This is a genomic window from Nocardia sp. NPDC050435 (assembly GCF_040655395.1).
Taxonomy (GTDB): Bacteria; Actinomycetota; Actinomycetes; order Mycobacteriales; family Mycobacteriaceae; genus Nocardia.
Genome location: NZ_JBFAJW010000001.1, coordinates 81,515 through 94,451, shown reverse-complemented (window position 1 = coordinate 94,451; position 12,937 = coordinate 81,515). Strand labels below are relative to the sequence as shown.

The window sequence follows — 12,937 nt, the reverse complement described above, 5'->3', positions numbered from 1 at the left end:
CAGGCGGTCAACGCAACACCTCTTCGAGTGCTTCTGATGGTGTGCGGAATCCGAGAGTTTGTCGAGGACGCCCATTGAGTTCATCGGCGATCGCATCGAAATCGGACTGGCTGTATGTGCGTAGATCCAGGTGCCGGGGAAGGTACTGACGCAGCAGTCCGTTGGTGTTCTCATTGCTGCTGCGTTGCCACGGACTTTTCGGATCACAAAAATAGACCCGGACGCCGGTTGCGGCGGTGAAGGCCACGTGTTCGGCCATTTCATAGCCTTGATCCCAGGTCAGCGTCCGCCGCAACGCATCAGGCAGGGTGAGGATCCGGGCCGCCAGAGCGTCAGCGACCAGATCAGCGCGCTTGCCTTCGGGCAGGGCGACCAGCAGCAGAAACCGGGTAGACCGTTCGACCAGGGTGGCAACCGGAGACATGCCTCGCCCGAACACCAGATCGCCTTCCCAATGCCCGGGCACGGCTCGATCAGCGGCCTCGGCGGGGCGTTCGGCGATGTTGAGCACGCCGCGGCGCTGACCGCGCCCGTCGGGTTCGCGTTTGACTTTGGGCCGGCGTATCGCCCGGTGGGTGCGCAGATAGCGGGTCAGCTCGTGGCGCAACTCGCCCCGAGCCTGGATGAACAAAGTTCGGTAGATCGTCTCGTGCGACACATAACCCATGCTGGACTGCGGATTTCGGCGCAGCCAGCCCGCGATCTGCCGCGGCGACCATGCCAGAGCGAGTTTCTCGGCCACCACCGCGGCCAATGCCGGATCGCGGGACAATTTGGTCGGTTTCGGTCTTGTTGCCCGAGACCATGCCGCCTGGTCGGCGGGCAGAGCTCGGTAGACGAAACGACCGCCGCGCCCGGCGACCTCCCGCGAGATCGTCGAGGGTGCTCGTCCCAGTCCTCGGGCGATACTGCTCAGCGAGTCCCCGGCGGCCAATCCGCGTGAGATCTTCTCTCGCTCGGCCAGACTCAGCCGAAGGCGGCCGCGGTGGCGAGGAACCGGCCGGACACCGCCGCAGCGTTTGAGCAGGTCACGCACCGTGGACGGGTGCCGGCGCATCTCCCGGGCCAGGACCTTGATCGCTTGTCCGGACCGCCACCGCCGCCACGCCTCCTCGACCTGCGCCTCGGTCAACGGGACGCCGGTGTTCGGCAGCACCGGGCTAGGAGTGCCAGACTGAACGAGTGCCTACATCGACCGGAGTAACCGTCGTCGCGCACCGAGGACTCGCGCCTGGTCTCCCGGAGAACACACTGGCCGCCTTTCGCGGCGCGATCACACTCGACGTCGACGCAATCGAGATCGACCTCCGAGTCACCGCCGACGGGCATCTCGTCGTTATGCACGACGACACAGTAGATCGGACCACCAACGGTCACGGCCGGGTCGCCGACATGACATTGGCCGAGATCAAGACTCTCGACGCCGGCTCGCTCGCCGGTTCGGCCTTCAGCGGAGAGCGGATACCGACTTACCGCGAAGCGCTCGAGGTGCTGCAGGGACATCGGATGCAGCTGCTGCTCGACATCAAGGACTGCCCACCCGAAGCCAAGGAGGAAATCGTTGCGATGACCGATCACTTCGACGCCTCGCACAAGGTGATCCTCGGTCCGCGCACGGTCACCGACCTGCACGAATTCAAAAAACTGGATCCACGCCTGAGGACGTTGGCGCTCGTGCCCGGACGAACGGACCTCCCGCCGGACCCATCGGAGATCGCGGCATTCATCGCCGCCGACGCAGACATCGTCCGTCTCTGGCCAGCCTGGCTGCTGACCGACCACAACACCGGCGCTCAGCTCGTCGAAAGCGTCGTCGCGCGCGGAGCACCGGTATGGACCTGCGCCGACACCCTCTACGGCGACATCAGCGCCGACACCCCCGAGAACGATCTCAAGCGACTCATCGACATCGGCGTGACGGGCATCCTCACCAACCTGCCAGAACTACTGATGGACATCGTGCGCTGAGACCGAACCCGATCGCCCGCTGACCACATCACCTCGCGCAGCACCATCGACTCCGAGCGCCAACCACCTCCGGCGCCGGGGGTTGACGAAAACATAGGGACACCCCCCCGGCAGAGCGAGTACTCGGATGACAAGTTGGATTCAGATGTGAAGCAGCCCGCGAGGGCGTTCAACCACTTCCATCTTGTTACCGAGGAACCGCAGGGCTGAGTGCATGGGCTGAGTCGTCTCGGGCACGAGTAGAAGGCATCCGCTCATCAGCCTATCGGTCCCGCAGGCTTCGCGGATTCACTGCCGGGTCAGGCCGATAACTTGTTGCAATCTGCTGTGGATGGTTACCCGAGGGCGGGGCGTGACAACCTGTCGCGATCGCAAGCGACCACTCCGCTCCGGTGGGTAATCAGGTACAGCCGAACCGCAGCCAGCACGGCCCGTAATGGTGTCGAGATCGACGACTATCCGTCGGACGACACGCTGTCGAAATTCGCGATTCAGCGATGCCGAATTCGGGATCAGAGCCACTCGAGATGCGGGATCGGGCGACTGCCAACCGCGCTGGATGCGGAACTGTCGCGCCTAGCCTGCGATTCAGCCCGATTCGTCGCACGGTCGGCAAGGACGACAGCACCACCGTCCGTCAGCTGACGCGCGCGCCCGACTGCTGAGCAACGTCCAAAGCCGAGGGCGCGGGGACGTTCAGGCTGTCACGGCAGCTCCCAGAACGGGCCGGTGAGTCCGCACTCGTCGAGAAGACGCTGGTTGAACTCGCGGCTGTGTGGCTGGAAGTCAGGGTGTAGGCGGTCGCCGTACCACGGCCCGGCCAGTCGCCACACCGTCGTTGCGTCAACGACATAGCCGCCACCCGGATCGTTGTCGGCTGTCCATTGCTCGGCGTGGTCGCGGTCGCAGAACATCCGGATCATCGTGCAGGTGCCGACAACGTCGTCCCACCACTGCCGGGCCGGCCGCGGGAATCGGACAGTCGGTCCAGCCGGGGGCGTGACCGTCGGCCCCGAAACAAGCCTGATTTCAGCGCCGCACTGCGGGCAGGCAGTGTCGATGCGAACGTCGAGATGCAGTGCGGCGCTGATGCCGAAGGAGTCCCACGCACATCCACCCCACCAGCGGCGATCATCGTGGCCGTCGGCCGGGGTCACCACGAACGCCATCGGGGCGGCGGTGAATGGATGCGCCATCCGCACCGCGTCTCGGTCGGGATTCAGGACCAGCGCGTGCTCGTGGGCCAGGTCGTCGAGGATCTGATGGATGGAGTCGATGGTGGACTGAGTCCGACCGGCCAGCTCTGCCAGCGATGGCGCGCGGCCCTGGGCCGCGAACGTCTGGTAGACGAGATCGCGAACTCTGCGTGACAGCGGCGTGTTCAATACGTTCTCCTGCATCGTGCCTGTTGGTGGCTGCTGGAATCTGACAGCTCATGCGCTATCCCCCTGGTGCGCGATCTCGAGCCACGCACCGTCCGAAGGTCACACGGCTGCTACAGGCTCAAAGTCGACGCGTGCGGTGACACGGTCGAGCGGGCCAGAGCCTTGGCTTTGGTCCGGATCAACACCTGCCGCGGCGCACGCGCGATGTCCGAGGCCATCGCCACCGCGACCGAACGAAGGTTCGCGCCAGGCACAACGCGACTGACCAGACCGATCCGCAGCGCCTCAGCAGCCTCGACGCGCCGCCCGGTGAAGCACAGATCACGAGCAGTCGCCCCGCCGAGCAGATCATGGAGCGGACCGTAGACGATGTCGGCCCAACTCTGCTCGGGGTGCCCGAATACTGCGGTCTGCGAGCAGATCCGGATATCGCACAGGGTGGCCATATCGAAACCTCCGGCAAGCGCCGGGCCGTCGATGGCAGCGAGGACCGGGAGCGGGAACCGCAGCAGCGTGTGATGGAAGCGGTCACTGGAAGGCCACAACGTCTGCTGGACAATTGGGTCCGAGCTCGTGAACTCACCGAGATCGAACCCGGCACTGAACACCGCGCCCGCACCGATGAGCACCACGACACGGACGCGTTCGTCCTTGGCCAAAGCATCGAGCTCGTCACTGATGCTGTCGCGCAACGCGATCGACAGCGCGTTCTTCTTCTCAGGACGGTTCAACGTAAGGACGGCGACACCCTCGGCCGGGAATTCGGTTTGCAGCAGAGCTGAAGTCATGGCAGTTATTATATGACGATCGCTCTACATACGCATCCGCTACACTGAACCGTGCCCGCACGAACCGACACCCGCCAACGTGTACTGCAGACCGCAGCGGAACTGTTCCGCCGACAGGGTTTTGCCAATACCGGCCTCAAACAGATCATCACCACCAGCGGCGCCCCATGGGGTTCGCTCTACCACTTCTTTCCCGAGGGCAAAGAACAACTGGCCGAGGAGGCGATGCGCGAGGCCGGCGCGCGATTCGAAAAGTTGATGGCCCTGACTCTCGCGCGTGCCGCCGACCCGCAGACCGCGGTGCGCGACTTCTTTTCGCTCGGCGCCCAGGCGCTGGAGAACTCCGACTACGCCGACGGCTGCCCGATCGGCGCGGTAGCCGCCGAGGTGGCCTCCACCGTGCCGCGCCTGCGCCGAGCCTGCGAGGCGGTGTTCGCCTCCTGGCTCGAGCGGATCACCGAATCTTTGACCACTCCACAGATTCCCGCCGAAGACGCGGCGCGGCTGGCCATGGTGATCTTGTCGATGTTCGAGGGCGCGATCGTGCTCAGCCGCTCCCAGCGATCGATCATCCCGCTGAAGACCTCAGGGGAAACCGCGGCGCAGTTGGTCGCAGCGGCCGCCGCGCGGGCCAACGGTTGAGCTCTTCCGTTGGCCGCGAGCGGTTTCAGGCCTTGAAGTACACCAGTTGGTGGGTCGTGACCAACGGTTCGCCGGTGTCGGACCACAGCTGGGCGGACTGATCGAAGAAGCCGTTTCCGAAATGCTGGGCGCGCGCTGCGGCCAGGACATGTCGATTCGACTGCGCGGCGAGCAGTTCGCGGTTGGCGTGAAAATAGATGGTCATAGAGACGGTGCCAGCGGGAACCATGCGTTGCAGCCGCAGCATGACCCGCGGGAAGAACACATCACTCATCGCTGTGAGGGCGGGGTAGTCCAGGGCGCGGGCGGGATGATCACACACCCAGACCGTCGTTGCCGACGTGGTCGGCAGATCATGTGTGGGAGCTATCCCGCCCTCGATAAACCGTAGATCGTAGTTGTCGACCCAGGAAACCAAGCCCGACAACTCGGCGCGCGGAAGCTCCGGCGCGGAGACCACCGTCGGCGCGAGCGCCTCGGTAGCGCTCCACGTCGCGCGCCGGCTGCCGAAAACCGCGGTGGCGGTGGTGACGAGCTGGTCTCGCTGGATCACGGTTACCGACCAATGCTGGGTGCTGCGATTGGTGCGCACCGGCTGCGCCGAGACGACGAAGTCGCCCTCGGCGATAGGTCCCGCATAGTTGACGGTCAGCGAGATCGGATCGCCGATGTGGCGAGAGTCCAGCTGGATCGCACGGACCATCGTGGCCGCCGTGATACCGCCGAACGGTCCGACGATGTTGGCGTAGGCCGACGTGGTGCGCCCTCGGAACTCGCCGGGTCCCAGCGGGTCCAGGGCCACGGCGATGTCGAATAGATGCGATGCGCTGGTCTCGGTCAAAGGTCAATCCTCAGTCGCGGTGTCAAGGTGCGGCCCCACGGGGCCGGGTCAGGTCGTGGGTGGAGCGAGCGACGGCCTTGATGACAGGTCTCGCCTCTGGTCAGCATCGTCCTGCCAGAAATGCTCGGACAGGCTGCGGCGCCGCCGCCGGGCTTGGCGGTCGGTGAACTCGGCGATTCCCCGGGCCTCGGGCGGGTAGGGCGTGATCGGCACTTCGAAAGCCAGCGCACCGGAGACATGCAGATCGGCACCCTTGTTCAAGATGAACTTGGTGCGCCGCACCGTCGTCGGATGCTTGGCGAGCATCACCTCGGTCAAGGCCGTCACCTCATCGTCCAGTTCTTCGGCGGTGCAGAGCCGGTTGATCAGGTCATGGCGTTCGGCGGTCGCCGCGCTGAACAGTGCACCGAGGAGGTTCCATTCCTTGGCTTTGCGGCGGCCCGCGAAGCGGCCGAGCCGCGAGGTTCCGCCCCAGCCCGGGGTGATCTCCCAATCGATTTCGGGCATCCCCCACCGAGAGCGGTCGGTAGCGATGACGAAATCGCAGACCAGCGTCAGTTCCAGACCACCGCCGGTACAGACGCCGTCGACCGCGGCGATTGTGATCGGAGTCAGATCCTCGATGATCTGCACCGTCTCCTGGTAGCTGCGGACCTGCCAGTAGACATCCTCGGGGTCCCATGAGTTGAACTCGGCGACATCATCACCAGCACAGAAGGTTTCGCCCGCGCCGCGCAAGATCAGGATCCGGCAATCGCGGTCGTCGCGGACCTGACGCACGGCGTGGTTGAGTTCAGCGGACAACGCTCGATCCAACGCGTTGTGTACATTTGGGCGGTTCAAGGTGATCGTGGTGATGACGCCGTAGCGGTCGAAGATCATGTGCTGATAGGGAGATTCCATGCGGCGCTCCTGCGGCCGAAGTTACTTGCGTAACGAGACTCTAAGGCGGCCGGTCTCGTTACGCAAGGCACTGCGGGTATTCTTCTGGGCATGAATCAGGTTGGCGCAGGCAGGGATCGGGACTGTTCGGTGTTCCGCACCGTGGACGCCGTCGGCGATGCCTGGTCATGGCTGATACTGCGGGAGGCGATCTTCGATCGTGTCTGCCGCTTCGAGGACTTCCGAGCTCGGCTCGCCATCGCCCGGTCCACGCTGTCGGGGCGGCTCGAGCAACTGACCTCCGCTGGCCTGTTCGAGCGGCATTCGAGCCCGGCCATCGGCGTGGAGTACAGGCTCGCCCCACCGGGAGAGGACTTCCTCGGGTGCCTGATGACAGCTATGCGATGGGGTGACCACTGGGCCGGCACCGATGCCGACCCACCGGTGCGGGCGGTTCATCGGGAGTGCGGGCAGGTGATGACCGCAGTGCTCGCGTGTTCGCGGTGCGGCGGGCGTCTCGAGGCACGCGAGGTCGGTTTCGATTCCCGACCCGAGCCGGTGACATGCAGCAGTGGCGCCGGCGCCCGCCAACGCGCGCCTGGGCTGGAATTGCTCGAACGCGTGCGACCCTGCTCGATCGCGCGCACCTTGCAGGTGGTCGGTGACCGATGGAGCGCACTGATCATCCAGGAGTGCTTCTTCGGCGCCCACCGCTTCGACGACTTCGCCCGGCAGTTGAGTATCGCTCCGAACATCTTGTCCCAACGATTGAACCGACTCGTCGAACACGCCGTGCTGACGCGTACGCCATACCAGGACAACCCGGTTCGTCACGAATATCGGCTCACCGCAAGTGGTTTCGATCTATATCCGGTACCACTGGCCATGCTCACCTGGGGCGACCGCTGGCTTTCGCATGGGCGGCCACCGGTCGTGCTCACCCACCTCGCCTGCGACCACCAGTTCACCGCACAGCTGGTCTGCTCGGCCTGCGCAGGGCCGTTGGGGAACGCCGACATCGACCTCACCCCGAGACGGCACCCGTAGCCCCGGTGGGGCATTCGGGGCTTTCGGTTATCGCAGCGCCGAATGGTCTCCGAGATACGTTCAGATCGCCAGGCGCGCTGCGATCCCGTCGAGCACGGAGTCCAGACCGACCTCGAACTGCCATTGCGCATCATCCTTGCGGCTGGCCTCGTGGAGATAGCGCGCGTACCTCGGGTAGCGGCCGGTGTTCACGAGCCAGGCCATCTGGGTGGCGAGTCCCGCGCGGGCCTCCTCACGGGAAGACCAGCCGCGCGCTTGAAGCATCTGACCCAGCCTGACCTCCGAGTCGACCGCGCCGTGCACATAGGCGGTGATGGTGCTGTAGACCGCCATGGCGGTGTCCACGTCAAGCTCGAGGCCGTCGAGTGCGACCAAAACCGCCTCGGTGACCGCCAACTGGTTCGGAGTCGGCGCACCGTAGTTCACTCGCGCAACCCACGAGTGCGCGACCATGACCTCCCTGATGCGCAGGGCAACCGACCGCACGGCGGCACGCCACCCGTCATGGCTGCCGGGAAGAGCCATCTCCGCGTAGACGAAGTCGACCATCAGCTCGAGCAATTCGTCCTTGTTCGTGACGTAGCGGTACGCGGCCATTGGAGCCACACCCAGTTCGGTGGCCAGCCGGCGCATGGTCACCGCGTCGAGCCCCTCGGCGTCGGCGACAGCGACAGCGACCTCCGCGATCCGCTGAGGAGACAAGGTGACGCGGGGGGCCGGCGCTGGTCGTTCGATGCGCTCCCACACCGATCCCCGGTCCCTGCCTTCACTTGCCGACTGCGGCTCCTGAGAGGTCACCGTTCGAGTTCCTTTCGCCGATAGATGTCGCGTACAGCGTAACCGCAGTGGACAACGTACACAAGCGGGTGTACGTTGTATTTCATGGATACAACGTACACAGGTTCAGTTGTCTCGATGCCTGACTCCACTACCGGCAGTGTCCTGCGAGTCGTGGTGATCATCGGAAGCACCCGAGAAGGACGATTCGGTCCGGTTGTCGCCGAATGGATCGCCGGACACATCGATCAGCGCGCGGACATGAAAGCCGAGATAGTCGACCTCGCCGAGACGCCCCTGCCGACCGTTCTCCCGGCTTTCGGCCAGACGCCCTCCGACGAGGTCATCGCACAGCTCAGCGCAGTGACGCCCCGGCTGGCCCAGGCGGACGCCTTCGTGATCGTCACCCCCGAGTACAACCACAGCTTCCCCGCGCCGCTGAAGAACGCCCTCGACTGGCACAACGAGCAGTGGCACGCCAAGCCGGTCGGGTTCGTCTCCTACGGCGGCCTGGCGGGCGGTTTACGCGCGGTCGAGCATCTCCGCGTAGTACTCGCCGAACTGCACGCGGTCACCATCCGAAACACCGTCAGCTTCCACAACTACGCAGCGGTGTTCGGGGCCGACGGTCAACCGTCCGAACCCGGGGCCGACAACGCCGCAGGCTCCATGCTCGATCAGCTCAGTTGGTGGGGGCAGGCTTTACAAGAGGCCCGACGCCTCCGTCCGTATGCCGTCTGACATCGCCGTAGCCAACAACCACGCCGCTCGACACTCCAGCACCTCTTCCAGCCCCCGACCGCATCGCCCGAATTCCCCTCGTCGCAGAACGGTCGGCCTCTCTCGAAAGCTAATGACCGATGCCTGTCAGTCCTCCCGAACGTGCCAGCGACATCCTGGCCCGCCCTTTCTCTCTGGGCGGGCTCAGCCTGCCCAACCGCGTCGTGATGGCGCCGATGACACGTGAGTTCTCCCCCGCCGGTGTGCCGGGCCCTGACGTCGCGCAGTACTACGCCCGACGGGCGGCCGCTGGTATCGGCCTGATCGTCACCGAGGGCACCTACGTAGGTCACGACTCAGCGGGCAGCAGCGGCCGAGTTCCGCAGTTCTATGGCAATGAGGCTCTGGCGGGCTGGGCAGCTGTAGCCGAGGAGGTCCACCAGGCAGGAGGCCGGATCATGCCGCAGCTATGGCACGTCGGCATGGAGCGCACCGTCGGCAATGGGCCGGTGCCCGACGCCCCGCGGATCGGCCCCTCCGGCATCGGGCTGGACGGTGCGCACTCAGGGCGTGAGATGACTCAGGGCGATATCGACGAGGTGGTCACGGCGTACGCCTCGGCGGCGGCTGCCGCCGAGGCGCTGGGCTTCGACGGCGTCGAAATCCACGGTGGCCATGGCTATCTGATCGACCAATTCTTTTGGGCCCATACCAACCGGCGCACCGACGCGTACGGAGGGGACATCGCGGGCCGCGCAAGTTTCGCCGCCGAGATCGTGGCTGCCTGCCGGGACAGCGTCTCCGGCGATTTCCCGATCTCGTTCCGCTTGTCGCAGTGGAAGGTCAACCACTACCAGGCGCGGATCGCGGAGACGCCTCAGGAACTGGAGATCATCCTGACCTTGCTTGCCGACGCCGGCGTCGATGTCTTCCACTGCTCCACCCGCCGGTTCCAACTCCCCGAGTTCGAGAACTCGGACCTGAACTTGGCGGGCTGGGCAAAAAAGATATCCGGGAAACCGGTCATCAGCGTCGGCTCGGTAGGCCTGAGCAACGAGTTCCCGAACATGTCACAAGGCGAACCCGCCGACATCGTCGAGCTGCTCGACCGCATGGAGCGAGACGAGTTCGACCTCGTGGCCGTCGGTCGAGCCCTGCTGGGAGATCCCGAGTGGCTCACGAAAGTTCTCACCGGCCGCACCGACCAGCTCACGCCCTTCCACGCGGGCATCCTCAGCAACCTCCGGTGAGCACCGATTCAACGCTCGGTCGAGCGCAGATGGTTGAAAAGATTGGAGCAACACAGCATGCACACCCGACCTACACTCGGTGATTCATCACGATCTGTCACCGCTCACGAGGTGGCCTCCCGATTCGCCGAAGGGCTACAACAGTCAGGCGCGGCGGGCGACGCGGACGGCTACGACGCCGCTTTTGCGGCGGATGTGGTGTGGGGCAGTCCATATGGCGCCTCGGTCACGGGCTACTCCGAATTGAACGCCATCCACCGCCGTTTGATGAAGGCCCGGGTTGCGCCGTCGTCACACTTCGAGGTTGTGGGCGCGACTTCGCCCGCGCCAGGAGTCGTGCTGACCCAAATCTGCAGGCTCGCCACCGAGGTCGGCGGATTCTCGGAAATCGCCATGTACATACTGGTCGAGCGAGATGGCAGATGGTGGCTTGCAGGGGCCCAGAACACTCCGATCACGGATCCGCCTCAGCGAACCGAAGCCTGATCATGATCCAGCGCGCATAGGGCAGGTCTGCTCCGAAGTAGGCGATGCCGCCGAGTCCGCGCCGTCGCACAAGGTCCGAGGGTCCGCGAACGTCGGCGACACGCCCTCACCGCCAGGGTGCATGCGCACACCCCCGCCGCGCGCAACTCGAAGTCATCCCACGGCCAGATAAATCCCGGCTGACCTAGCCCGAATAGTTCGGTCGCTCAACTCGAACGGGTTCGAGCCTCCGTCGACGATCGCTACCACTCGATGCGATGACTCATGCCGACATTTGCTGCCCCTCGCTTCCGTGGTGGAGGCTCGTTCCCGACGATGGATCCGATTCGTACAGCCGGATGCATCGGCGGCTGCGATGTCGTTGATCGGTGAAAGTTGGCATCGGTAAGTGGGCGCCGGGCCGTCTCGCTCTGATCGCGGGCCCCGTGATCTCCGGTCGGGATATGCCCGGCTGCCGGAAGTCGGCAACCGGACATCGGTTCGCGCGATGGTCGATCGAGTTCAGTGCGCGGATACGACATCCCGAACCTGGGACCGGGGCTCTACCGGAGGCTCAAGCGGCATGTCGGCGCTTTGCGGCGCGGGCTTCCGTGCTGCGGCCAGTACCGTCCCGGCCAAGCCGACTGCCAGACCGAGGGCCGTCAGCGGGTGCAGGGGCTGATCGATCACCAGCCACGCCATCACGGCCGTGACCGCGGGGATGATGAAGAACATCCGGCTGACGCGGGTGACGTCCCATCGCTGGAGCATGGTGTTGAGCAGCAAGAACGCACCCATCGAGTTGATCAGCACCATCCAGATCAGTGATCCGGTGAAACGCGCGGGATCCGAGACGTGCAGGTCACCGCCGGCCAGGGCCATCAGTCCTGCGAAAGGAGCGGCTACTGCCATGTGCACAGCGGTGCCGGCCCGGGTATCGATTTTCGGGGTGAAGTGCTTCTGGTAGACGGTGCCGAGGCCGAGGCCGAGCAGGCCAACGACGCACAGCAACAGTCCGGTCAGCGAGAAGGAAGACTGGTCCAGGACCGCCAAACCAACTCCGAGTCCGCCGATTCCGAAGCCCAGCCACTGTCGGCGGCTCACCCGCTCCCCGAGCAGGCCCGCGAAGACCGCGATCAAGACCGGGCTCAAACCCTGTACCAGGGAAACGACGGCGGCGGTGACGTGCTCGCCCATCGCGCTGTAGAAGCCGCCGAACTGGACCAGTTGCATCAACAGGCCGGCGACCATCGTGTGTACGAGCATCCGGCCCCGGGGCCAGGCCGCGCCCGCGGCCAGGGCAAGCACGATCAGCAGGATGCCGGCTATGGCGAATCGCGCGAACAGCACCACCATGGGCGGGGCCGCGCCGACTCCGATGACGCCCGCAATGAAGGCGCTGCTCCACATGAAGATCAATGTGGGCGGGCCCGCTAATTCCAGAAGCCGGTTGTTCATCGGATCACCTCTCTCACGTGCTAACCACCTTGGATGGTTACCACCATTTCATTGGCCAATTAACCGGTCAAGGGGGTTACTATGTGTATGTGTTCACATTCGACGATCCGCACTACTTCGTCAGCGGTAACCTCGCGCTGAATTTCATCGGCACCGTGATCGGCCGCCGCCATGAGCGGCTCGATATGGTGAGAACACCTGCGGCGCTTGGTGATTGGATCCATTCGGCGGGGATATTGGACAGCGTCCCCGACTGTGATGACGCCGTCGTGCGGGAGGCCGCGGATCTGCGCGAAGCCGCCTACCGACTGGCCCGAGCGGTCATGGCCGGCGAAGCGTTCACCGACGCTGATCGCCGGCTGATCAATACCGTCGCCCGGGGCGCGACTCCGGAGACCACGCTGGGCCCAGATGGAACTGTGCAACGTACCGGCAGCGCGGCGCAGGCGATGACCGCCATTGCACGCTCGGCCGTCGAACTGTTCGGTGATCCCGACCGGGCACGAATCAAGGAGTGTGGACGCGAGGGCTGCACCCGCCTCTATCTCGATACTTCACGCGGCAGCTCGCGCAGGTGGTGCGATATGGCCGTTTGTGGCAACCGGGCCAAAAGCGCCGCCTTTCGAGCCCGACATACCGAGCCGGTGTGACGGCTGTCGCAGCCAAGACGGCAAAGCCTGCTGCAGGAGGGGCACGTCTGAATGTGACAGATAT

General features: G+C 64.9%; 14 protein-coding genes. 7 read left to right on the top strand and 7 right to left on the bottom strand.

Features of this window, described 5'->3' with window-relative positions; all coding sequences use genetic code 11:
• Positions 1-7 precede the first annotated feature (7 nt).
• A complete protein-coding gene (locus AB0I43_RS00490; RefSeq protein ID WP_356977492.1) occupies positions 8-1,156 on the bottom strand; it encodes an IS30 family transposase in 1,149 nt (382 codons plus the stop codon).
• Between the two features lie 26 nt (positions 1,157-1,182).
• Between AB0I43_RS00490 and AB0I43_RS00485 the strand changes: the two genes are divergently transcribed.
• Entirely contained in the window at positions 1,183-1,968 is a 786-nt protein-coding gene (locus AB0I43_RS00485; RefSeq protein ID WP_356977494.1) for a glycerophosphodiester phosphodiesterase family protein, read from the top strand.
• Between the two features lie 704 nt (positions 1,969-2,672).
• On the opposite strand, the gene AB0I43_RS00480 is transcribed toward AB0I43_RS00485, so the two are convergent.
• On the bottom strand, positions 2,673-3,353 hold the full coding sequence (locus AB0I43_RS00480; protein WP_357430895.1) for an alkylmercury lyase family protein: 681 nt from the start codon (positions 3,351-3,353) through the stop codon (positions 2,673-2,675).
• A gap of 110 nt (positions 3,354-3,463) precedes the next feature.
• A complete protein-coding gene (locus tag AB0I43_RS00475; RefSeq protein ID WP_356977498.1) occupies positions 3,464-4,141 on the bottom strand; it encodes an enoyl-CoA hydratase/isomerase family protein in 678 nt (225 codons plus the stop codon).
• Between the two features lie 51 nt (positions 4,142-4,192).
• On the opposite strand from AB0I43_RS00475, the gene AB0I43_RS00470 reads away from it, so the two are divergent.
• The gene (locus AB0I43_RS00470; RefSeq protein ID WP_356977500.1) at positions 4,193-4,783 is read left to right on the top strand and encodes a TetR/AcrR family transcriptional regulator; all 591 of its coding nucleotides are present in this window, start codon (positions 4,193-4,195) and stop codon (positions 4,781-4,783) included.
• A 25-nt stretch (positions 4,784-4,808) separates the two neighbouring features.
• Here AB0I43_RS00470 and AB0I43_RS00465 read toward each other — a convergent pair whose 3' ends face one another.
• Positions 4,809-5,624: a thioesterase family protein gene (locus AB0I43_RS00465; protein ID WP_356977502.1), complete on the bottom strand. Its 816-nt coding sequence runs from the start codon at positions 5,622-5,624 to the stop codon at positions 4,809-4,811.
• Between the two features lie 48 nt (positions 5,625-5,672).
• Positions 5,673-6,506, bottom strand: coding sequence for an enoyl-CoA hydratase/isomerase family protein (locus AB0I43_RS00460; protein ID WP_356977504.1), 834 nt, complete (start codon positions 6,504-6,506; stop codon positions 5,673-5,675).
• A gap of 150 nt (positions 6,507-6,656) precedes the next feature.
• Here AB0I43_RS00460 and AB0I43_RS00455 point away from each other — a divergent pair, with 150 nt between their 5' ends.
• A complete protein-coding gene (locus tag AB0I43_RS00455) occupies positions 6,657-7,553 on the top strand; it encodes a helix-turn-helix domain-containing protein (RefSeq protein ID WP_357430893.1) in 897 nt (298 codons plus the stop codon).
• A 60-nt stretch (positions 7,554-7,613) separates the two neighbouring features.
• Here the strand turns inward: AB0I43_RS00455 and AB0I43_RS00450 are convergent, their stop codons facing one another.
• On the bottom strand, positions 7,614-8,351 hold the full coding sequence (locus AB0I43_RS00450; RefSeq protein ID WP_357430891.1) for a TetR/AcrR family transcriptional regulator: 738 nt from the start codon (positions 8,349-8,351) through the stop codon (positions 7,614-7,616).
• A gap of 117 nt (positions 8,352-8,468) precedes the next feature.
• Here AB0I43_RS00450 and AB0I43_RS00445 point away from each other — a divergent pair, with 117 nt between their 5' ends.
• The 3 genes from AB0I43_RS00445 (at position 8,469) to AB0I43_RS00435 (ending at position 10,786) form a co-directional block, all read left to right on the top strand.
• Positions 8,469-9,071, top strand: coding sequence for an NAD(P)H-dependent oxidoreductase (locus tag AB0I43_RS00445; protein WP_357430889.1), 603 nt, complete (start codon positions 8,469-8,471; stop codon positions 9,069-9,071).
• A gap of 119 nt (positions 9,072-9,190) precedes the next feature.
• Positions 9,191-10,300, top strand: coding sequence for an NADH:flavin oxidoreductase (locus tag AB0I43_RS00440; protein ID WP_356977512.1), 1,110 nt, complete (start codon positions 9,191-9,193; stop codon positions 10,298-10,300).
• Between the two features lie 111 nt (positions 10,301-10,411).
• Positions 10,412-10,786 (top strand): DUF4440 domain-containing protein, encoded by a 375-nt coding sequence (locus AB0I43_RS00435; protein WP_356977513.1) that lies wholly within the window; start codon positions 10,412-10,414, stop codon positions 10,784-10,786.
• A gap of 501 nt (positions 10,787-11,287) precedes the next feature.
• Here the strand turns inward: AB0I43_RS00435 and AB0I43_RS00430 are convergent.
• Positions 11,288-12,175 (bottom strand): DMT family transporter, encoded by an 888-nt coding sequence (locus AB0I43_RS00430; RefSeq protein ID WP_357431152.1) that lies wholly within the window; start codon positions 12,173-12,175, stop codon positions 11,288-11,290.
• Between the two features lie 65 nt (positions 12,176-12,240).
• On the opposite strand from AB0I43_RS00430, the gene AB0I43_RS00425 reads away from it, so the two are divergent.
• On the top strand, positions 12,241-12,873 hold the full coding sequence (locus AB0I43_RS00425) for an ABATE domain-containing protein (RefSeq protein ID WP_356977517.1): 633 nt from the start codon (positions 12,241-12,243) through the stop codon (positions 12,871-12,873).
• The last annotated feature ends 64 nt before the right edge of the window (positions 12,874-12,937 follow it).

What these genes read in the sequence shown, in the direction of transcription:
- AB0I43_RS00445 (WP_357430889.1), top strand. Translation starts at nt 8,469, where the DNA reads ATGCCTGACTCCACTACCGGCAGTGTCCTGCGAGTCGTGGTGATCATC.
- AB0I43_RS00440 (WP_356977512.1), top strand. Translation starts at nt 9,191, where the DNA reads ATGCCTGTCAGTCCTCCCGAACGTGCCAGCGACATCCTGGCCCGCCCT.
- AB0I43_RS00430 (WP_357431152.1), bottom strand. Translation starts at nt 12,175, where the DNA reads ATGTGGAGCAGCGCCTTCATTGCGGGCGTCATCGGAGTCGGCGCGGCC.
- AB0I43_RS00460 (WP_356977504.1), bottom strand. Translation starts at nt 6,506, where the DNA reads ATGATCTTCGACCGCTACGGCGTCATCACCACGATCACCTTGAACCGC.
- AB0I43_RS00475 (WP_356977498.1), bottom strand. Translation starts at nt 4,141, where the DNA reads ATGACTTCAGCTCTGCTGCAAACCGAATTCCCGGCCGAGGGTGTCGCC.